16 protein-coding genes, 1 tRNA gene and 1 pseudogene are annotated in these 21,130 nt (G+C 40.1%); 10 read left to right on the forward strand and 8 right to left on the reverse strand.

Annotated features, from left to right (window positions below):
- The first annotated feature begins 41 nt into the window (after positions 1-41).
- A tRNA-Pro gene (locus N1I87_RS15200) sits at positions 42-115 on the forward strand.
- 256 nt (positions 116-371) lie between these two features.
- On the opposite strand, the gene N1I87_RS15205 is transcribed toward N1I87_RS15200, so the two are convergent.
- Complete coding sequence (locus N1I87_RS15205) at positions 372-1,565, reverse strand: ISL3 family transposase (protein ID WP_341102704.1); 1,194 nt, start codon at positions 1,563-1,565, stop codon at positions 372-374.
- A gap of 420 nt (positions 1,566-1,985) precedes the next feature.
- Here N1I87_RS15205 and N1I87_RS15210 point away from each other — a divergent pair, with 420 nt between their 5' ends.
- On the forward strand, positions 1,986-3,278 hold the full coding sequence (locus N1I87_RS15210) for an aminotransferase class I/II-fold pyridoxal phosphate-dependent enzyme (protein WP_341102706.1): 1,293 nt from the start codon (positions 1,986-1,988) through the stop codon (positions 3,276-3,278).
- Positions 3,279-3,773: 495 nt separating this feature from the next.
- On the opposite strand, the gene N1I87_RS15215 is transcribed toward N1I87_RS15210, so the two are convergent.
- Positions 3,774-4,559, reverse strand: a complete 786-nt coding sequence (locus N1I87_RS15215) for a CPBP family intramembrane glutamic endopeptidase (protein ID WP_341102708.1) — start codon at positions 4,557-4,559, stop codon at positions 3,774-3,776.
- 640 nt (positions 4,560-5,199) lie between these two features.
- Between N1I87_RS15215 and N1I87_RS15220 the strand changes: the two genes are divergently transcribed.
- Positions 5,200-6,561, forward strand: coding sequence for an IS4 family transposase (locus tag N1I87_RS15220; RefSeq protein WP_003353499.1), 1,362 nt, complete (start codon positions 5,200-5,202; stop codon positions 6,559-6,561).
- Positions 6,562-6,831: 270 nt separating this feature from the next.
- Here N1I87_RS15220 and N1I87_RS15225 read toward each other — a convergent pair whose 3' ends face one another.
- Positions 6,832-7,524, reverse strand: a complete 693-nt coding sequence (locus N1I87_RS15225; RefSeq protein WP_340396883.1) for an LrgB family protein — start codon at positions 7,522-7,524, stop codon at positions 6,832-6,834.
- Positions 7,524-7,904, reverse strand: a complete 381-nt coding sequence (locus N1I87_RS15230) for a CidA/LrgA family holin-like protein (RefSeq protein ID WP_340396866.1) — start codon at positions 7,902-7,904, stop codon at positions 7,524-7,526. Before N1I87_RS15230 ends, N1I87_RS15225 begins: the two co-directional genes overlap by 1 nt.
- A 136-nt stretch (positions 7,905-8,040) precedes the next feature.
- Here N1I87_RS15230 and N1I87_RS15235 point away from each other — a divergent pair, with 136 nt between their 5' ends.
- Positions 8,041-8,517 carry a MarR family winged helix-turn-helix transcriptional regulator gene (locus N1I87_RS15235; RefSeq protein ID WP_340396884.1) on the forward strand — a complete coding sequence of 159 codons (477 nt, stop codon included), beginning with the start codon at positions 8,041-8,043 and terminating at the stop codon, positions 8,515-8,517.
- Positions 8,518-8,854: 337 nt separating this feature from the next.
- On the opposite strand, the pseudogene N1I87_RS15240 reads toward N1I87_RS15235, so the two are convergent.
- Positions 8,855-9,969, reverse strand: a pseudogene (locus N1I87_RS15240) (RNA-guided endonuclease InsQ/TnpB family protein).
- Between the two features lie 319 nt (positions 9,970-10,288).
- Here N1I87_RS15240 and N1I87_RS15245 point away from each other — a divergent pair.
- The 4 genes from N1I87_RS15245 (at position 10,289) to N1I87_RS15260 (ending at position 14,490) form a co-directional block, all read left to right on the forward strand.
- Complete coding sequence (locus tag N1I87_RS15245; protein ID WP_011231214.1) at positions 10,289-11,167, forward strand: IS982-like element ISGsp1 family transposase; 879 nt, start codon at positions 10,289-10,291, stop codon at positions 11,165-11,167.
- Positions 11,168-11,588: 421 nt separating this feature from the next.
- Complete coding sequence (locus tag N1I87_RS15250; RefSeq protein ID WP_340396886.1) at positions 11,589-12,773, forward strand: M20 family metallopeptidase; 1,185 nt, start codon at positions 11,589-11,591, stop codon at positions 12,771-12,773.
- A 41-nt stretch (positions 12,774-12,814) separates the two neighbouring features.
- Complete coding sequence (locus tag N1I87_RS15255; protein ID WP_340396869.1) at positions 12,815-13,015, forward strand: DUF3311 domain-containing protein; 201 nt, start codon at positions 12,815-12,817, stop codon at positions 13,013-13,015.
- Positions 13,012-14,490 (forward strand): sodium:solute symporter family protein, encoded by a 1,479-nt coding sequence (locus N1I87_RS15260; protein WP_341102711.1) that lies wholly within the window; start codon positions 13,012-13,014, stop codon positions 14,488-14,490. Before N1I87_RS15255 ends, N1I87_RS15260 begins: the two co-directional genes overlap by 4 nt.
- 328 nt (positions 14,491-14,818) lie before the next feature.
- On the opposite strand, the gene N1I87_RS15265 is transcribed toward N1I87_RS15260, so the two are convergent.
- Positions 14,819-16,435, reverse strand: a complete 1,617-nt coding sequence (locus N1I87_RS15265; protein WP_341103441.1) for an APC family permease — start codon at positions 16,433-16,435, stop codon at positions 14,819-14,821.
- A gap of 745 nt (positions 16,436-17,180) precedes the next feature.
- Between N1I87_RS15265 and N1I87_RS15270 the strand changes: the two genes are divergently transcribed.
- Positions 17,181-17,726 carry a flavodoxin family protein gene (locus N1I87_RS15270; protein WP_341102713.1) on the forward strand — a complete coding sequence of 182 codons (546 nt, stop codon included), beginning with the start codon at positions 17,181-17,183 and terminating at the stop codon, positions 17,724-17,726.
- Positions 17,727-17,839: 113 nt separating this feature from the next.
- Here N1I87_RS15270 and N1I87_RS15275 read toward each other — a convergent pair whose 3' ends face one another.
- Positions 17,840-18,568 carry a YwiC-like family protein gene (locus N1I87_RS15275; RefSeq protein ID WP_341102715.1) on the reverse strand — a complete coding sequence of 243 codons (729 nt, stop codon included), beginning with the start codon at positions 18,566-18,568 and terminating at the stop codon, positions 17,840-17,842.
- Positions 18,569-19,106: 538 nt separating this feature from the next.
- Positions 19,107-20,156, reverse strand: coding sequence for a DUF1835 domain-containing protein (locus N1I87_RS15280; protein WP_341102717.1), 1,050 nt, complete (start codon positions 20,154-20,156; stop codon positions 19,107-19,109).
- A gap of 450 nt (positions 20,157-20,606) precedes the next feature.
- Here N1I87_RS15280 and N1I87_RS15285 point away from each other — a divergent pair, with 450 nt between their 5' ends.
- Positions 20,607-21,068 carry a DUF4365 domain-containing protein gene (locus N1I87_RS15285; RefSeq protein WP_341102719.1) on the forward strand — a complete coding sequence of 154 codons (462 nt, stop codon included), beginning with the start codon at positions 20,607-20,609 and terminating at the stop codon, positions 21,066-21,068.
- Positions 21,069-21,130: the final 62 nt, after the last annotated feature.

Here is a 21,130-nt window from a genome sequence, read left to right on the forward strand (position 1 = left end):
GTCACCCGAAAAAAATCGTACTATAATAATCATGTGTCTTTCGGGATGTAGCTCAGCTTGGTAGAGCACTAGCATGGGGTGCTAGGAGTCGCAGGTTCAAATCCTGTCATCCCGATCGTTCCATACAGATTTTCAATAACCTTCCTTCACTCGACATTTTACTTTTAAAGCATCTGCCATTTTGCAGATGCTTTTTTCTATTTTTCTCCTAAGTTTGAGCATTCGAAAAACGGCTAGAGTGGGGGACACTCAAACCCTCTCCTTCTTCATCTTACAGACCAGCCAGTTGGTGGAAAAGAAGCGGTCAAGTGCTTTCCTTGACGGCTTCTTTTCCACCAACTATGATTATCAAAGTGATGAAGAAGGAGAGGCTAGGACACCTGTTTTTTATAAGTTTTTCCTGTACACTCCAAAAATACACGTGTTCTAAATCGATCAAGATTTCTATACCCGTAAGCTCGTCGTTTGATGTTCTTAATTTTGTGGTTGGTGCCTTCTGTTCGTCCATTCGTGTAAGGTGTTTTAAAGTATTGAAGAATCTGGTCTTTCCAATTCTCGATCGTTTTTGCCACTTCATGGAAGGAAGGAAAAGGACTACTCCAAGCCAGTTGAAGCCATTCTTTTAAGTACTGGTTTGCTGTCTCATAGTTTGGTGATCGATAAAAGTCTCGAAATAGCTCTTTTAGATAATATCCATAGGCTAGGTTTTCATGTTTTTCTAATAGTTCATTTAGTCGTTCTCGTTTCTCTTCTTTCAGATTTTCATAGCCCTTCAGTAGGATAAATCGTGCTTTTTTTAATCCGGGGATTTTCTTACGAACTTGATCGAACGCCTGAGTAACTTTTTGAACAACATGGTATTTATCCACGATCATCCGGGCATGAGGAAACGCTTTGCGAACGGCTTTGTGAAAGGGATCCCACATATCTACGACCACGTTTTTCACCTTTTCAGGATGAAGGACCTTTAAAGATAAAAGTTCCAACGTTGAATCGAAATCACGGTTGTGATGCATCCCCATGACAGCACCGAGGTTCGCATCATATAGTACCGTTTCATAGCTGTGTCCTTTTCGAACAGCGACTTCGTCCATACTCAAAGTCATGTCTTGATCGCTTTGAGTTTCTTGGATGACAGATTCATGTTCCTTCGCTTTATCATGAGCGACGGAATAAAAAATTCGCTCCACCGTGGAATAAGGAATCTGGTATTTTCGACGAATCTCTTGAATGGTGGTGCCGAGAACCTGTTCATAAAGGAAAAGACAAAAACGCTTCGTATAGTGTTGATGAGAACCAATCGATTCAAAGGAAGACGTAAAGACTTCGTTACAGTTTCGGCAACGATAACGTTTTACAAGCACCAGTAAATATAATGGTTTATTTAACACGGATAAATCTCTAACTTTCCTTGTCCTTCTGTCATGAACAAATGATGTGAGAAACCCACAATGAGGACATCGTTCCTCCTCATCTTTTTTCTCAACAAGAACAAGATAATGAGTGGGCAAAATTTCTTGATTAACAACTTCAAATTCTGGCAATTCTAGTGATACGGAAAACACTGACAGAACCTCCTGTTATGTTTAGTGACGCTAACATTATTGCCCAGGAATCTGTTGGTGTTTTCTTATTTTTTGTCTAACATCACAAAATGTGATGATGAATCTTCCTTAATAAAGTTATTCTTTTCAATCATTTTTTTGATCCAAGAGTCGGGACCTACCTTTTTTGTGAATTGATAAATTTCATTTGCTTTTATATAAGGATTTATAATATATTCAGAATATTTAAAACCTATCGAATAAAATCTTTTTGGCTATAAAGAGTTTTGTACTTACAGTGATCGACCTAATAAACGATTTCGCTGACAAAGTTTTAACAAGATCGCCATTTTATTTTTTTAAAAACAGCAAGTAAAATGGTAGTGAATTTGGCAGTTCGATATGTTAATATTGAGAAAAGTAAGAAAGGGATGAGTTGAATTGGATCAGGCTGCGAACGTGTTAAACAACGCTCTTATTGCCGAAAATCAACATGTATACGATATGTTGTCTGACTTGGGCAAATCTTTATATTATCCTAAAGGGATCCTTAGCCAGTCTGCTGAAGCCAAAAAAAAGGCTTATCGATATAATGCAACCATTGGCATCGCAACAGAAGGCAATAGACCGATGTATCTACCGGTAATTCAAGATACTCTTTCCGCATATGAACCTGAAGATTTATATACATACGCTCCACCAGCAGGCAAGCCTGAGCTTCGATCTGCGTGGAAAGACAAAATGATCAGCGAAAATCCTTCTTTACAAGGGAAATCAATAGGCGAACCCATCGTTACAAATGCTCTCACGCATGGATTAAGTATTGTAGCGGATTTATTTGTCGATCAAAATGATCCCCTCATTGTACCGGATAAATACTGGGGCAATTACAAATTCGTATTTGGCATCAGAAGAGGAGCCAGAATACAAACTTACCCGTTATTTAATGAAAACCAACGCTTTCATGCAGAAGCCTTGCGAGAAGCCATTCTGAAAGAAAAAGATCACGGCAAAGCGGTTATTTTGTTGAATTTCCCTAATAATCCAACCGGCTATACTCCTACCGAGCAAGAAGCAGAAAGCATTGTGTCAGTGATCGAGGAATGCGCTAATCTAGGAATGAATCTTGTCGTCATGACGGACGATGCGTATTTTCAATTGTTCTATGAAGACTCGATTAAAGAATCTCTCTTCGCTAAACTGGCCGGCTTACATGATCGTGTTTTGGCAATCAAAATTGACGGAGCGACTAAAGAAGAATTCGTATGGGGATTTCGAGTAGGTTTTATCACCTATGCAAGCTCCAGTCCAAAGGTGTTGGAAGTTCTGGAAGAAAAAACAAAAGGAATCATTCGCGGGACGATCTCCAGTGCATCGCATCCTTCGCAAACCTTTATTTTAAAAGCAATCCAATCCCCTCAATTTGTTGAGCAAAAAAATGCCAAGTTTCAAATTATGAAAAAACGGGCCAATAAAGTAAAAGAAATTTTATTGAATAACAAGAAATACAATGAAGTTTGGTCTTTCTATCCTTTTAATTCCGGTTATTTTATGTGCCTGAAACTCAAAAACGTTGATGCCGAAAAACTTCGCATCCACTTGTTGGAAAACTATGGGGTCGGTACGGTTTCGATCAATTCGACCGATTTAAGAATCGCTTTCTCCTGCGTAGAAGAAGATCAGCTGGAAGATTTGTTTGAACTGATCTATCAAGCAGCGAAAGATCTGAGTTAATACAGATGGAATCCAATAACAGCAAAAGAAGATAATTGCTTTGGATTCTGTACCGGGTTGTCATGTATTCTTTTGAAATTTTAACTCTTGTAGGTCTGATTTTAAAAAAGCTATTGGCGTGTAGCCTATAGCTTTTTTATTCTAAATACCTGTATCGTTGGATTTACAAGGTTCAATGAATACAAAAATCAAATTTGTCCATTTGATTGTTGACATTATTAAAAATGGGGAATTTGGTGCGAGAAAAAGAACAGATCCACGAGCCTCTTCTCTTTTTTAAGTCATTTCATTCATTTTTGGGGTTCCGGCGGAAAATGAAAGACAGAGTGAGGATTCGACTAGCTATATCTATGAGACACAAAAAAACGGAGATTCAATTTACTCCGATCATGGAACTCATTTTTTCTAAAAGTCTTTATTTTTAGCAGTATGCTTCAATGGTGGAAAAACAAAAACGATTGGGATGGAATTGAAGTATTTTGGTTGAGGAACCCGTTAAACCATTGCTTTTAACCATACCATCATAGTGATTACAATATGAACCGTTGCGTGAGCCATCATGGCCGCTTCCAAACTCCTCTTCCAGAAAAGCCAGCCAAACACGATTCCGGCTATCCCGTTTAATAACATCATACGACAGAAAATAAACCATGTCAGTGGTGCAAGAACTGTATTTGCCCCTAAATGTGCTACTCCAAACAAAAGGGAACTTATCAAAATGGAAAGCCACATGATCCACGGTTTCGGCCGATTTTTTCCGTGTTGAAAGAAACGCCAACCCATCCATGCAACGAAAGACATGAGTCCCCATCGCATCATTATTTCTTCGCTAATTCCTCCATAAAAAATACCTCCCAAAGTCACGACCAAGCTGCGGGACTGTGTATTTAGATGAAAACTGCTTGGAAGCCACTGTTGAAAGATCAAATCAAATAAGTAGTAGATGACGGTAACCATCATTCCTAACATGATAGCTTGATTTATGTCTGATCGAAGGGAGGGCCATAATTTCGTTTTTCTCGCCATGTTTTCAACGATATGCGATTTTAAACCTAGCCGAGGCGTGAGGAAAATGCCAATGACAATCGCAACGATTAAAAGAATAATCGGATTGATCAAAGATAATCCGGCTAAAACAGCTAAAGGGAGATCAGGTTTATTGGGAATATCTTTTGATACTTGAGAAAGGGTAATTTCAATGGTCGGAATAATCATGAACACCCCTAAAAGACTAAATGTAAATAAAACCCAAAACTGCTTCCAGAATAGTTTAGCAGACATACGTTTTTCTCCTTTTCCCTTTATAGATAACATACTCTTTACTACTACCATGCAATAAGTCCCGTTACTAATAATGCTGTCCCTACAACGGCTACGAATAATTGTGCAACCAACATATTCCTACGAGATTGCCAAACAACCACTAAATTAAATAAACTATGAACACTCAGAAAAATAAAAGTCAGCAAAGAAAAATTTGCTATAAGTAGAGTGACTCTAATATGAAAGGCACTGGCAAAGATCCGTTCCACCACACCCCACATTCCTCGACTGTTCCACGGACTTGTCGTTGATCGACAATTTGAAGAATTCAACCTTAATATAACTTATGAAGGTGTCGATACAGTGTTGCCTGTGGGACATCTGGTAACAACTCGATTAATTGTTGAGCTGTTAGGTGGCTTCCCACGATGAAAGTTTGAACACATTGAAAAAAGAATATAGGTAAAATGCTTTATTTTGTTACTCAACTTTCGCAGTGAAAAATTTATGAATAATCCTTGATTTGATAGGTTTCTTTGGGTATCTCATATTCACTTGACACTGAAAAAATTCGTCTAAAAAACAAAAAGACACCTCTTTCTTTTGGTAAACTATTGGTGACCAAACCAAAAACCAAAGAAAGAAAGGTGTCACCATTATGATAACGAAAAAAGAGTATTTTGCGCAATTACCAAAAGAAATAAAAGACGGATTTTCTGAATTACAAATTGGTAATCATTTAAGAAAAGCAGGAATTATCAAGGCTTGTGGTTATTCTTGTTTATCGATTTTTCAACTATTATTTCTTCTTGTTTTTCAATACAGAAACTGGTACCACGCCTTACAAAGCAAAAAGGCTGCCGATTTACCAGGAAAAGATACCATTTATCGTTTTTTGAACTCGTCTACGTATAACTGGAGAACCTTTTTACTATCTCTGAGCTCCGAAGTGATTCGTCGTGTGAAACAAACGATTTCGAAGCGCCGTGTTACCGTGTTTATTGTAGACGATTCGATTTATTCTCGTAACCGTAGTAAATCGGTTGAGCTTCTAGCTAAAGTATTCGATCATTCCACTCGTCAGTTTGTCAATGGTTTTCAACTATTAACGCTCGGATGGTCCGATGGCTTTACATTTGTACCTATCGATTTCGCTCTTTTGAGTTCAGCGAACCAAAAGAATCGCTTGAACGAAATCCATTCGTCCATTGATAAACGAACCACAGGCTACAAACGACGGCTCGAGGCATTGGAAGCAAAACCAAACATGGTGTTGAAATTAGTAGAACATGCATTGGATAAAGGAATTTTCGCTGATTATGTGCTCATGGATACATGGTTTACTCATGCCCCGTTGGTGGAGAAGATTCACTCCAAAGGCCTTTTTGTCATTGGTATGGTCAAACAGCTGAAACAACGGTATCTTTTCAACGGAGAACGTTTAACCTTGGAACAACTGTATCGAAAAGCGAAACGAGACATTGGCAAAAAAGAAACACTCGGCTCGATTCACGCAACCCTTCATACGGGTTTACCAGTGAAAATCGTGTTTGTGCGGAATCGAAACAACCAAAGTGAATGGCTAGCCATTTTGAGTACAGATACCACGCTGTCTAATGAAGAAATCGTTCGAATCTATGGGATGCGTTGGGACATTGAAACCTTTTTTAAATTCAGTAAATCGTTTTTACATTTAGCCAAAGAGTTTCAAGGTCGTTCCTATGACATGATGATTAGCCATACTACCATTGTCTTCACTCGGTATATCTTGATTGCTTGGCAACTTCGGAAAGAAGAGGATCCGAAGACCATGGGCAACTTATTCTTGTTTCTATGTGACGAAGTAAAGGAGATGGACTTTAAAACGGCTTTACTACAATTGATTTCTCTTTTCCAAACTTTGGCTGAAGCTAAGGTTTATTTGAGTATGGACATTTTTCAGTGTCAACTGTCCAATTGGATTACTTCTTTACCTCGTTATATCAAGGACTGTCTCCATATTTCTGTGTGCGAAAGTTGAGTTTGTTATAAATTAAATTTTTCGGAATTTATAGCCGTATAATCTTCGTTTCTCGCCGTTTTTGGTTGGAGCTGAGGTGTCTAACATCTTTCCACCTCAAGCTCTTTTCCCTCACGTTGACCCCCAATCCAAAATCAAGACATATAAAAAGTTGATCAAGCACTAATAATCGGGCTTGATCAACTTTCCCGAGATTCTATTTCACGTTCATTTCCTCATTTATGTACCTAAAACATCCTTAATAGGGCCTGGCCAGGGGCCCGGTCCCTTTTAAATATGAAATAATGTCGTAATATACGGAGCGATAATGGAGCCTATTAAAGCACTTAAGGTCATGGCGACTGAGCCTGTGGAAACGGCTAGTTCACCGTATTCCGATGCTTTGGAAATGCCAAATACATGGGACGCGCTTCCGAGTGCAATTCCTTTTCCAAGTACACTTTTCACCCGCATCCATTTTAAGATTGCAGGACCTGCTATGGCACCAGTAAGACCGGCCACCATTACACATACAATCGTCATCGAGGAAATTCCGCCGATATTCGATGTAATTTGAATGGCCACCGGCGTCGTGATGGATTTTGGAAGGATTGATAACATAAGAGTACGATCAAAATGAAAAAATTCGGCAAAGAAAAGGCCGCTCAACATTCCGGTCATCGACCCGACACTAACTCCTACAAGAATAGGAACAACATATTTTTTCAAAACAAAACGCTGCTTATACAAAGGATAGGCCAATGCCACGACGCTCGGTCCAAGCAAAAAATTAATCCACTTACCGCCTTCCATATACGTTTTATACGGTATATGCCAACTCACCAGCAAGGCAACGATCACAACGGTCGTGGTCAAAACAGGCAATAACAGCGGCCAAGAAAAGCGGGAATATATCCGGCTCATCACGACATAAATTCCAATCGTCATAAGGATCATGAAAATAGAGACAAGAACTTGTTGCATCATGCTTGTTGCTCATCCTTTCTTTTACGTTTCCCTTTTTCTAATAATTGACTGGCATGGCCCGCCACAATGACGGTGATAACGGTGCTGATAACAATAATGATAAACAATAATATTCCTTGTTTGGAAAGCAAAGTAGGGTAATTCATAATACCAACCATGGACGGAACGAAAAGAAGAGGCAGAAATGCTATTAAGAAGCCAGCCCCTTGTTCAATCCAATCCAGCTTAAATAGTTTTAAAGATAAACAAAGCAGCAATAATAAAAGTCCCAGCACATTTCCGGGAATCAATAAATGCAAAGCACGGTGAATCATTTCACCAATAAACGAAAAAGCATACAGTATAAAAATCTGGGCAACAATTTTGATCCACTTCATCAGCTAAAATCCTTCTTCCGTTCTTTTTAAAATGAGTTGAAATCATGTATGATAGACATAGAGCATCATCAAATACTTGTATAATACAACTACATTATTAGTATTATAAAATGATATTTTTTCCTTGTCAATGAATATGAAATTTGAAAGCGGCGCCAATTTAAGGAGGAATAGAAGATTGGTAAAAAAGAAACGAGCCATTGAACAAATTGAATATGAAATGACAACCTTTGTTCGTCTTGCCACTTATTTAGATCATACCGATAAAAAAGTGGGCGTTTTTGAACGAGCCACTTATTTACTGCTAAGAGAACTCGATAAATTAGGATCCGCACGGCTGAAGACACTGGCCGATGTGCTGAAACTTGATATTTCAACCGTCAGCAGACAAGCGGCCTCACTTGAATCCAAAGGACTAATCGAACGTTTAGCAGATCCGAGCGATGGACGAGCCACTCTTTTTCACCTTACCGAAACGGGAAAAGAGAAACTTGCTATGGACAAAAAAATACGATTATCCAGATACAATCAATGGTTGGAAGACTGGACAGAAGAAGAATGCGAAATATTCGGAAAACTATTAGCGCGGTTGAATAACGCATTTATCCAATAAAAGAAAAATTCTCATCAAAAACCGAACGGTGTTCATCGTTTGAATAAACAGAACTTCTTACTACATTTCTTGTACACTCATCACATCTTATTTATGAAAGGAGCATTTTCCCTATATAAAAAACAATGCTCCTTTTTCCTATTTCAACAAACTTTTTCAAGATGGAAAAATGTTTGTAGAAAGATCTTGAAAAAATGAATTCTGTTTTCTGATTGTCTGCAATTTTGTGAACTACCCGCCACCTACGCTTCGTTTAGAGATGGGGGCTTCTCGGGTCATCGTATCTAACCACACGAAATAGACCGAGCTATCCCTCTCGTTCCAAGAGTTCTTTTTACTATACTAACCCTAATAAGCGTAATCCTTCATGTTTGATATTGATAGAAGCATTCCAATCACGGTTTGCCACAAAACCACAATCACAGCGAAATGTACGCTCAGAAAGAGATAGAGACTCCTTTACTTGACCACAGCAGGAACAAGTTTTGGATGATGGAAACCATTGATCTATTTTGATCAGTTTTTTCCCTTGCTCCTCTAACTTGTACTGAGAAATGTTGTGAACATCCCCCATGCGTTATCCATAACACTTTTACCAAAATGTAGGGCTTGTGACATTCCCTTCATGTTGAGGTCTTCGATAACCACGCAATCATATAGTTTCGCTAATTTGTGCGATTCCTTATGTAGAAAGTCTTTTCGTTGGTTTGCAACCTTTTCACGTAAGTTCGCTACTTTCAGTCGCTGTTTGTGCCAACGGTTAGAACCTTTCTTCCTGCGTGACAAAATACGTTGTTCCTTCGCTAATTTTTTCAATGCTTGTCGATAGAAACGAGGATAATTGGCTCTCTTACCCTCTTCACTATCGACAAACAGACCATCCATAGCAAAATCTAATCCAACCACATGTTGAATGTTTACAGGAGTCATTTCTTTCTCATATTCTGTCAAAATCGAAATATAGTATTTTCCTGACTTTGTTTTGGAAATCGTACAAGATTTTATTTTGTAATCAGTAGGTATTTCTCTATGCTGTTTCATTTTTATTGGCTTTTTGAATTTAGGTAGTTTAATATGACCATTACTTAGCTTAATATTTCCGTTGACCATATTGGTTGTGTAAGATTGCTTGTGTTTACGGCTTTTGAACTTTGGAAATTCGGCACGCCCTTCAAAAAAGTTCTTATAAGCGTTTTGCAGGTTTATTTGTGCATTTGCCAAAGCCAAAGAATCCACTTCTTTCAAGAATGAAAACTCTTTTTTATACTTTGCAGGAGTCGGAAATTTTTGTTTTTTGAGTATTTCTTTATTATCTTTGAACTTTTCATAAGTTTCCTTGCGTTCTGCTAACATCTTGTTGTAGACGAAACGAACACAACCGAATGTTTTTGCAAGAAGTTGCTCTTGTTCTTGTGTTGGGTATAAACGGAACTTATAGGCTTTGTTTGCCATATCGAATCACTTCACTTTCCCCCTTTGATTTTCTTTAGGCTACGCCTAACCGAAATTCATCTCCCACTTTCACTGGTGCAAATGCGCCTTCTCGTTTAGAAGTGGGAGACTTCTTTCGGAGGGGAGTTAAATAACGAATGAATAAGTTTGAAACTTACGGAATTTGTCATTTTTTATTTCACGTAATTATTCGAATAATCAAATATTTTTATTAACCCGTGGTGCTAGATAAAACTCAGACAAGCATAAAAATAGCCCTTGCTGGCGGATCTCCAGTAGAATGAAAGTGTCACCCAACATTCGAAAGGAGAGATCCCCCATGCAAGAGCACTTTCATTTTACTACAGATCCAGCCAAACTTCAAAAACAATATGCCGCTATTTTCTGTTTTGTTTCTGCCCAACTGTCGTTGATTCAAATGTATCTTCATCGCCGCAACCGTCACTTGGTCAAGCAAGAAGACGAAGTGGTCATGGCGGTTCACCTTTTGGGGAAGCTGCTGGGCTTTTCTTCCGAACGAGCCTGGCATCGTTTTGTCACGGGAAATTTGTTCACAAACGGCTCGTTTCTTGAACGCTCCCGATACAACCGCCGCTGCCGAGCGCTTGGTTTCGCCATCAAATGGATCCGTCATGAGCTGGCGAAACGTGGCCAACACCATGCTTATGCGGTCGTCGACAGCTTGCCTCTTCCGTTGTGCCATCCCGCAAGAATGCAGCGCGTCAAGCGGTTTCGAGGGATCGCGGATATGGGGTATTGTGCTTCCAAAAAGCAATGGTACTACGGTTTCAAGCTGCATCTTCAAGTGACCAATCAAGGGCTGGCCATGGGCTATGTCGTGACGGAAGCGTCCTGCCACGACGTCAAAGCCGCTGAAACGGTGATGACTCAAATCCCTCATCCCTACAACTTTGGGGACAAAGGGTACATCAGCCACGCTCTTCGAGAAAAGCTGTACGAAGAACACCAAGCCGCGTTCTGGACACCGTCTCGACACAATCAAAAGCACGGCCCATCCAAGGCATGGGAAGAATGGATCAGGAAAAAACGCAAAGTCATCGAGACGGTGTTTTCGATTCTCGTAGACCAATACCGGATCACCGACATTCGAGCGAATTCCATTGCCGGGTTTGAAGTGGCACTCGATGGCATCTTGTTGGCTTATTCCTTGGTCACACTAGGGCTGGTTGAGCGCTGACACTCAACTAGCACCACGGGTTTTTATTAATATTATATCACATATTAATAGAATATCTCCGCAAATGGAAATGATCGCCAGAACCGCTGGACAGCTGTGTTTTTCCGGAGGCCATAGAAATCCTGCAACCTGGGCGAATGGATTTCTATTTACTGCATGTGCCGGTGCAAAGGGAAAGTTCACAGTGATGATCGAACAGCCGCAGCTCTTGGCCAAAGAACGGAATGTCCCGAATGGCTGCAAGAAACTCCGCCGGTGTTATACCGAGCCGGTGCAAAGTGCGGCAAGCAACGTTCGAAATACTTTGCTGCAGTGTATTCACGTTTCAAGCAGCCATTCGCATGACAGCGCCAAACGAGACTGTTCGACTGTGAGACAGCGTCTTGTATCATTCGGTAACAAAAAAAGGGGGGTAGAATACATGACCAAAGTAGCCATTCAACAGCTTGTCCATGAAGTGAAAGAGGAAGTAATTGCTTGGCGCCGCCATTTACATGCAAACCCAGAGCTCTCTTTTCAGGAGGAAAAAACATCTCAGTTTGTCTATGATACGCTGCAATCATTTGGCCATTTAGAACTTTCACGCCCCACCAAAACAAGTGTTGTAGCGCGGCTGATTGGACATCAGCCAGGGAGAGTGGTGGCCATTCGAGCTGATATGGATGCGCTTCGTATTCAAGAGGAAAACACGTTTGACTTTGTTTCTAAAAACCCAGGTGTGATGCATGCATGCGGGCATGACGGACATACGGCTATGCTGCTGGGAACGGCGAAAATTTTATCCAAACTGCGCGGCCAAATTAATGGAGAAGTTCGTTTTCTTTTCCAACACGCCGAAGAGCTATTCCCGGGCGGAGCAAAGGAAATGGTTCAGGCTGGCGTGCTGGACGGCGTCGATGTCGTGATCGGCACTCATCTTTGGTCACCGCTTGAGTACGGCAAAATCGGGATTGTGTATGGACCGATGATGGCGTCACCAGACCGCTTTTTCATCCGCATTCATGGAAAAGGCGGACACGCGGCAATGCCTCATCAAACGATTGACGCAATCGCGATCGGTGCCCAAGTGGTGACGAACTTGCAGTACATTGTTTCACGCAATGTCGATCCGCTCGAACCACTGGTCGTTTCAGTCACACAATTTATCGCAGGCACGACACATAACGTCCTTCCGGGAAGCGTCGAAATTCAAGGGACGGTGCGCAGTTTTGATAAAACATTGAGGGAAAAAGTTCCAAAAATGATAGAACGGATTATAAAAGGGATTACGGAAGCGCACTGTGCAACCTATGATTTTGAGTTCGAATTTGGCTATAGCCCGGTTATTAACAATGAGGATGTCACTCGCGTCATTGAGGAAACAGTAAAAGAAGTATTAGGCGAAGAAGTGATTGAACACATAATCCCAACTATGGGGGGCGAAGACTTTTCCGCCTTCCAGCAAAAGGCACCAGGAAGCTTCTTCTATGTCGGCGCGGGAAACAAAGAAAAAGGAATTATCTACCCGCACCACCATCCGCGTTTTACGATTGATGAAGATTCTTTAGAAATCGGTGTACGCCTATTTGTCCATGCGGCATTTAAATTATTGGCGGAAGCGTTCTAAAAGCTTCCGCTTCCTATTATTCCATCGGGGAGGAAATAAAGATGAAAGGAATTCGCTGGCTAATGGCGCTCCCTTTTCTTGGCATACTTGGAGGGATTCCATTTGCCAATAAAGTGACTCCATATATCCTAGGCATGCCGTTTATTCTCTTTTGGCTTGTTGGTTGGGTCATCATGACGTCCGTGATCATAGGGATCGTTTATCATTTTGATCCAAAAGTAAAGGAGGAGAAACAAGCATGAATACAGCGTTGGTGATCATTTTTGTTTTCCTGCTGTTATCCCTTTTCTTAGGAGTACGAGCGCGGAAAGGGAAAGAAATGAATTTGGAACAGTGGACAGTCGGCGGCCGCGGGTTTGGCACCATTTTTGTCTTTCTTCTCATGGCGGGCGAAATTTATACGACATTTACCTTTTTAGGAGGCAGCGGCTGGGCATACAGCAAAGGCGGGCCAGCGTTTTACATTATCGCGTACGGCTGCTTGGCGTATGTTCTGTCGTATTGGATGCTCCCAAAAGTATGGAAATATGCGAAAGAACATCAGCTTATGTCCCAGTCTGATTTTTTCGCCAGCAAATACAACAGCCAAGCGTTAGGAGTGCTGGTTTCTCTGGTTGGGGTGCTGGCACTTATTCCGTATTTGGTACTGCAGCTAAAAGGATTGGGTATCATAGTTTCTGAAGCTTCATATGGTACGATTTCAGAAACGGCGGCTATTTGGATCGGCGTTGTTGCCGTTACAGTATATGTAATTATTTCAGGAATCCACGGTTCGGCTTGGACAGCGCTAGTGAAAGACATCACGATTCTTATTGTCATCGCCTTTTTAGGTCTTTATCTGCCGTTTCATTACTATGGCGGAATTCGGCCGATGTTTGAAGCGATCGAAAAAACCAATCCAGGTTTTCTCTCCTTGCCGAATAAGGGGATGAGCGTATCATGGTTCATTTCGACCGTACTGTTGACGGTTCTTGGTTTTTATATGTGGCCTCATACGTTCAGTTCGATATATTCGGCTAAGAGCGCCAATGTTTTCCGGAAAAATGCCATTATTTTGCCCATTTATCAGTTATTGCTTCTATTCGTCTTTTTCGTCGGCTTTGCGGCGATTTTAAAAATACCGCATTTGGAAGGATCGGATACCGACTTGGCGCTATTGCGTTTGTCCATTCAGACATTTGATCCTTGGGTCGTCGGGCTGATCGGCGCCGCCGGGCTGTTGACGGCCATGGTTCCAGGTTCGATGATATTAATGACGGCTTCCACGCTGCTATCGAAAAATGTCTATAAAGTATTTTCTCCTTCTGCCACTGACCAACAAGTTGCAAAGCTGGCGAAATATCTTGTTCCTGTCATTGCCTTGATTTCGTTATACTTTACGTTCCGTGGAGGAAATACGATCGTTGCTTTGCTTCTCATGGGATATAGTCTGGTGACGCAGCTGTTCCCATCGTTTGTACTCAGCTTGATGAAAAACAATTTTGTAACGAAACAAGGAGCGTTTGTTGGTATTATAGCCGGGGTTGCAACGGCGGCTTATATGACATTATCAGGCAGCGGCATTGGTACTTTGTTCCCGTCCTTGCCCCAGACAATGCAAGATTTAAACGTCGGAATGATTGCGTTGATCGTAAATGCTGTGGCGACAGTGGTTGTAAGCTGGATTTCAGGCAACCCTCGGTCAGTAAACGTTGACTCAAAAGAAAATACCATGTAGGGGAACCGATTTTTTCCCGATCGCTAGTCTATTTTATTGAAAAAGCAGCGATAAGACAGCAAAAACATTTCATTGGCATAAGAAAGTATGGAGAGAACGTGAACTTTGACCAGACATAAAATTCACCTTCGGATTCCAACAATGTATTCTTGCCCTTATAGACACCAAACAAAAACACCCCCATCAACCGAATGGAGTGGCCATTCGATTCAGGAGGTGTTTTTTCCTTGCATTATTTTATTGTGTCGCTTCAAGTCATTTGTTCAATCCCATAAAGGTATTTTTTCGATTCCTAGATTCTATTCAGCCAACTAAGCCATTCCTACTTTTAATTTTGAGCCACTTTTTTTATGCTTTCGTTTTCGTATTCTACTGGCTGATTGAGGCTTTCAGCTTCTTTCAATTGATCCGTGAAGTAAGCGGATCGAATCGCCCACGCATAAAACACTAGTGCACTGACCGCAACGACTACCATATCCCAACCGTACGGAATGATATTATATCCGCCAAATTGTTTACTTCCGAGACAGGAAATGAGCATCATATAGAGAAGATAGCAAACGAGCCACAACCCTGCCTTGAAATTTTTCAAAAACGTTTCCTTTCCTCGCTTCGCTTCATAATAAAAGTAAATCGGAAGGCCTATGAGCATGACGAACAAAACTTGTCCGGTTAATGGCCATCTGGACCAATATAAAATCAACGAAGAAACGATAAAAGCAATCGGAGCGATGACAGCTAGACCTTTTGTTTTCAAAGGACGGTGGTAGTCAGGAACCAGCTTGCGCAAAGACATGACTGTAACCGGACCCGCCATATAGCTGACAACAGTCGCTACCGATATGACTTCCACCAGTTCTCCCCATCCGCGGAATAAAAACATAAACAAATAGGACACAGCCAAGTTTAACCACATGGCAGGCCGCGGAACCTTATATAATGGATGGACGGTTCCGAAAATCTTTGGAAAGTAGCCGTTTTTCTCCATCCCGTAAATCATTCTTGCCGTAGTCGCAGTGTAGACGGTTCCTGTACCTGAAGGCGAGATCACAGCATCAGCAAACATCGCAACCGCCAGCCAACCAATTCCAAGAGCCAACGCCAAATCAGCAAACGGCGACTTCATCTCTAGTCCGACCCACCCGTGCGACAGCATGCTGGAAGGAACACTGCCGATGAACACGAATTCAAGAAGGAAATAAAGTACTCCCGCCGTAAGCAGCGATAAAATGACGGCAAGAGGAACGTTGCGTCCCGGATTCTTCACTTCTCCCGCAAGATTGATGGGTGTCTGAAAGCCATTAAAAGCAAACACGATACCCGATGTGGCAATCGCGGTCAATACGCCTGACCAACCGTTCGGCATAAATCCACCGGATACATGCGTAAAATTAGTTGTCTTAAATCCGACGACATAAATCCCGATAACGGTCAATAGCGGGACGACAAATTTGATCACTGTGACAATGGTGTTGGCTTTCGCAAACAATCCGACCGTCCAATAGTTGAGCAAGAAAAAACCGATGACCAAAAAGAACGCTAAGACTAGTCCTGACGTTGTCAAATGGGTTCCATCATACATATTTTGCGCCCACGCCCATGGCCACGAGCTCATATATTGTACGGAAGCTTCTGCTTCGATTGGAATCACTGATACGATCGCTATCCAGTTTGCCCAACCAGCGATAAACCCTACAAACGAGCCGTGGGAATATTGAGGATAGCGCACCATTCCTCCCGACTCCGGAAACATACCTCCTAACTCAGCATAAGAAACGGCAATACAAATGATGATCAGACATCCGATAATCCATGAAAAGATCGAAGCAGGACCAGCTACTTTTGCCGCTTTCCAAGCACCGAACAACCAACCTGAACCAATAATAGAGCCCAATCCCGTCAACGTTAATGCGAAGAGCCCTATTTCCCGTCTCAAATTCTCCACACTTTTCTGCATCCTTTCACCCTCTTCTATTCTTGTCAGAGATAAAGTAAAGGCTATCATTCCCAAGAGTTTTAGAATAAAATATTTGAAAAAAATATTATTTTTCAGAATATTTTTTATAAAACATTTGTACTATTCGGTTGTTTTTCATTGTCTGCTTTTAATCTACCATTCCTATAAAACATTACTCTCTCCAAAAAGTATGAATAAGTGTCAACAGTTTATTCTTTATGCGTAAATAGTTTTTCAGCAAAATCTGCTTTCTGTAATAAAAAGAATGTATTTTTATCAATGAAACGGCATTACGTTGAACTAATTTGAACCCCCAAAACCCACCACCTTATTCAATATTTAAAATATCCTGAATACTTCGTTTAGTACTTCCTTAAACGCTTCGCATATATGCTTTTATAATATAATATATCATATTTCACATAATCGTCAATAATGCAACATTATTGCGTTATATAATATAACATTTCATTATGCGGAGAACAATTTGGTTTTGCCAATACCATATCAAAGCTTTCTGATTTCCGATAGACTAAAAAATCTGGAAAAAGGCCGCGCCACGGCTAAATAGCTATGTCAAGAAATTCATTTAAAATTGGGCGAATGGTCTAAATGCGACAGGAATACATTTCTCATAGTATACTAGGACTGTCAGGCTTCACTATTTATTGATCATAAGAGCAAAATAGTTGAAATGACTTCTTTAAAGATAAAAAAAAGGAGAGTGTAAAACATGTCCATTGCTGTCATTTACGGGGGAACCCGCCCCAATGGCAACACCGAAATTCTGACGAATCGGGCGATTGAAGGGTTGGAAGCAGAACGAATTTATTTAAATGAGTACGACATTCGGCCGATTGTAGATGGCCGTCATGCAGACGAGGGATTTCCAAAAGTAAACGATGATTACAACAAGGTTCTTGATCGCGTTTTACCACATGACATTCTCATTTTTGCTACCCCCGTTTATTGGTATAGCATGTCGGGAACGATGAAAAATTTTATCGATCGTTGGTCACAAACCTTAAGAGACCCTGAATATTCTGACTTTAAAGCGAAAATGGCTGAAAAAGAAGCGTATGTCATTGCGGTCGGGGGAGATCATCCAACTTTGAAGGCACTCCCGCTCGTTCAGCAGTTTCAGCATATCTTTGATTTTATGGGAATCGCTTTTAAAGGATATATTCTTGGTGAAGGAAACAAACCGGGGGATATTCTTCAAGACCCAAAAGCATTATCAGCGGCTGACCAATTGCGAGAAAGTCTCAAAAAAAACTAATTTCAAAAAGTTCGCACCGGTTCTTTGGCGATTTTATTTCCTGAAGAGGGACTCTTCATCCCTCTTCTCATTTACTTGGCAATAGAACAGCATTCAAAGAAATCCACTTTTCGTTAAACATGAAACAGTAGAAGCATAGCGGCAAAAAAGTAAATGGCGTTCGCAAACTCTGAAAGTCCTATTTTCTTTATAGGCAATGACTTTCCATATAAATAAAAGGCTCGAATGACACTTGGTATGTAAGCAAGTACAAATAACGGGTAGTGCGCATAGATTAATCCAATGATTAATAATAAATGATATCCCCAGGAAAGCCATTTATAGACAGGATTATTTTTTTCACGGATCATCGTTTTTACGTAAAAAGTGCTTCCGATAAAAAATAAAAAGCAAAACATAAACAATTCCAACGCATTCATAGTGAATTGGCCGTTCCCCATATAAAAACTGGCAAGACCGCCGATGCAAAAACTTGTAATGGCCGCAACATCATTCACAAAATCGCGTTCTTTTTTCTTTCGCGCATAATAAATATTGATAATAAAGAACGGAACCATGGCAATACCGAAATAAAGAAGTTTTACTTGATAATAGATGGGGATGACAAACATCAGGACGGCAACAACACTATAACGATAAAACCACGGCAAGTATTCCTTGCGTTTTAATTTTATAGCTGTTAATAACGGGTAGGTGCCTAAATACAGAGCCAGCCAACCGATAAATAACGGAATATGTAACCAAGTAAACCCTCCCGCATAAGCTCCAAGAAAAAAGGGGATGGTCAGCATCGCCCACGCTCCATGTTGTTTTGGAATGAGCCATTTTTTAGTAGAAGACATCACTTCTCACTCCTCTTGTTCGATTCCTGCGAAAGTTCATAGACGTGTCGAAGCGAGAAAAACATACCACCAACCAATCAGACACCGTCTTTTATTCCGCTCTCTTGTTTTATCCCGTCCACTTTACAATGACCACGAATGAAATAAAAGTAGTATTTTATATACTTCTATTATAATCGTCTTCCACTAAAAAGGTTTGTCTATTCTTTAACAATCTTCCAATAGAGGTCCCCTCTTCTATTCATTGAAGTTGCGATAGCACCAGTGACAGCGGGAAATGAATTTCTGGTACGCGTTTCCAAAGTCCAAGTTTATCTTTTGCTACTCCCAGAATAGCTTGTATGATTGTTCTTTAAAAATTAAGGTTGTCTATCCAATAAGGAGACGGCCATTCCACTTAAATTCAGGAGGTATTTTTCTCCTGTTTCATTTTATTAGATCCCTTCTATTCCGTATCAATATTGGTTTCCTCATTAGTCTCAGCCAATTTCATTCAACCTGTAAGAATAATAAACAAAATAACAGTGTGAACCCTATCTCATTTTTTCGATCTCAATTTAATACTATAGCATCTCATAGCTTCTAGACTGCCTTCCATCTCGAAAACCCCTTTTTCTATTAGCCTCCTTAACCGATATTCCAAGAACTCATCCCCTACATACTGTTCTAAATGACCAAGAACCTCACCAATTAATCTCGCCGATTTCATAAAGTCATTTGTCTTTTGTTTGCTATGCAGCTTTTTAGCACTGTTTATCATATATTGGTCGTAATAATCTTCTGGGACGCTCAATATTCTTCCTTTCTGCCATATTCTTAATGCTTCATCGTTTTCCGCAAGGCTGAGCCATTCTTGTTCAAATCGCTCTCTTTCAAGTTGTGACAATGGAGCTTTTTGCTTACTTTGCCCATAAATCACTTGAAGTTTCTCAGGAGGTATTTCCCCTGTATGTAGTACAACATACTCGGTGTCAAGTCGGTTAAAATGTTCAGCATACGTCTTTGTAGTGTTAATCACTTTGATTGCATTATTTTTCTCCTTTAATAAATGAAGAACGTATCGTAATCCTGTCTGCTCGTGGGAGTTTTCCGCAACCCATATCGCAATCGATTTGCCTTCTGGAATGGATTTTATTTGATGAATCGTCCTTTGGAATTTTTGTTTATATTCAAAAAATTCATCATATGTATGGTTGAAATGATTTTTTATCCAATCAAATCTTGTTTTTTTCCCACTCTCTTCGTGCAAATGCCTGATTGGACCAATGGAAAATATATCCTCGAAAGAAATGACATTTTCCTCTTTATGTACACCCAAATCCTTTAAAACTACCTTTAAACTACCTGCAGGAGAATCACCAAAAAAAATATGAACCATCTTAAAAGTTCCTTCTTGGTTACTTTCCGACTGTTCATTTGTTAAATCAGAAATAGTTCTATATATCTTACTTACATCATTAACAAACCCTTCTTCTGAATATTCTGTTTCTTTTAAAAGATTGACTCTAAGCAAAATATGAAATAGTAGTGACTTCGCTTCCCCTTCTGACAACCCTTTAATGACCTTTTTCAATTTTTCTATTTCCATGTTATGTTCCCTCCTAAGCGTCCCTCTTTGTTCAAATAATGTAGGACTATGACGTCATGCGATAAATCCTTTTTTGTTAGAAGAAAAATTTTCCAATTGGATCGACATCTTTATTCTAGATTTTTTTCGTTTTAAATAAAAATCGAGGAAAGAAATCCAGGCATCTCGAAGAAAAATCCATCGGCTTTGAAAGGGCCTTCTACTAATGAAAATTATCTCATCTAGGTTAGCAAAGTAATCTATTTTCTCTTTTGGCGAACAGAGAACGATCATGCAAATGAGATATAATTCATCCTTCGATAATTCCGTACATGGTTTCAAAAAAATGAGCATTATGCTGTGTGTATTCAAGCACTTATAATCGAATTTCTTCAGGACTCATCCACTACTATTCTATGCTATATAAAATTGCTCGTAAAGGGAAAAAGCAGTAACCAAGGAGGAAAATACGTGCCAAATACAAATTGGACCAAACTTAGTACTTTACAATTAGGGAGATATGCAGAGTATTTTGCAAAAATGGAGTTTGCATCATATGGATTAGAAGTTTACACAACCGAGGTGGATGACCATGGTGTAGATTTTATTGTTAAAGATAAAAAGGGGCGCTTTTGTGAGATTCAAGTAAAATCTCTTAGAGGAAAAGGATATGTTTTTGTACCCAAAAGCAAATTTGACATCACCAATAAAAATTTATATCTAACTCTATTAATTTTTGAGGAAGGAAAAATGCCCGATATTTTTCTCATACCTGCGAAAACATGGAAAATGCCTAATGAAATATTTGTAGACAGGAATTACGATAAGCCCGGTCAAAAAAGTACTCCTGAATACGGCATTAACATATCTCAAAAGAATTATCCTATCCTTGAAACATTCAACTTTGAGAATACCATAAAAGAGTTTTTATAAATGGAGGATTTTCCAAGATGGCACCCCCTTTATTTATCAGCGATTCTCTTAAATCCATACTC

This window comes from Bacillus sp. FSL W8-0102 (genome assembly GCF_038007225.1).
Classification (GTDB): Bacteria; Bacillota; Bacilli; order Bacillales; family DSM-4216; genus Bacillus_O; species Bacillus_O smithii.

Excerpts from the sequence above, each read along its gene's own strand:
- N1I87_RS15270 (WP_341102713.1), top strand. The coding sequence starts at position 17,181 with ATGTCCATTGCTGTCATTTACGGGGGAACCCGCCCCAATGGCAACACC.
- N1I87_RS15255 (WP_340396869.1), top strand. The coding sequence starts at position 12,815 with ATGAAAGGAATTCGCTGGCTAATGGCGCTCCCTTTTCTTGGCATACTT.
- N1I87_RS15280 (WP_341102717.1), bottom strand. The coding sequence starts at position 20,156 with ATGGAAATAGAAAAATTGAAAAAGGTCATTAAAGGGTTGTCAGAAGGG.
- N1I87_RS15260 (WP_341102711.1), top strand. The coding sequence starts at position 13,012 with ATGAATACAGCGTTGGTGATCATTTTTGTTTTCCTGCTGTTATCCCTT.
- N1I87_RS15275 (WP_341102715.1), bottom strand. The coding sequence starts at position 18,568 with ATGTCTTCTACTAAAAAATGGCTCATTCCAAAACAACATGGAGCGTGG.
- N1I87_RS15220 (WP_003353499.1), top strand. The coding sequence starts at position 5,200 with ATGATAACGAAAAAAGAGTATTTTGCGCAATTACCAAAAGAAATAAAA.
- N1I87_RS15215 (WP_341102708.1), bottom strand. The coding sequence starts at position 4,559 with ATGTCTGCTAAACTATTCTGGAAGCAGTTTTGGGTTTTATTTACATTT.
- N1I87_RS15235 (WP_340396884.1), top strand. The coding sequence starts at position 8,041 with ATGAAATTTGAAAGCGGCGCCAATTTAAGGAGGAATAGAAGATTGGTA.
- N1I87_RS15230 (WP_340396866.1), bottom strand. The coding sequence starts at position 7,904 with ATGAAGTGGATCAAAATTGTTGCCCAGATTTTTATACTGTATGCTTTT.
- N1I87_RS15250 (WP_340396886.1), top strand. The coding sequence starts at position 11,589 with ATGACCAAAGTAGCCATTCAACAGCTTGTCCATGAAGTGAAAGAGGAA.
- N1I87_RS15225 (WP_340396883.1), bottom strand. The coding sequence starts at position 7,524 with ATGCAACAAGTTCTTGTCTCTATTTTCATGATCCTTATGACGATTGGA.
- N1I87_RS15245 (WP_011231214.1), top strand. The coding sequence starts at position 10,289 with ATGCAAGAGCACTTTCATTTTACTACAGATCCAGCCAAACTTCAAAAA.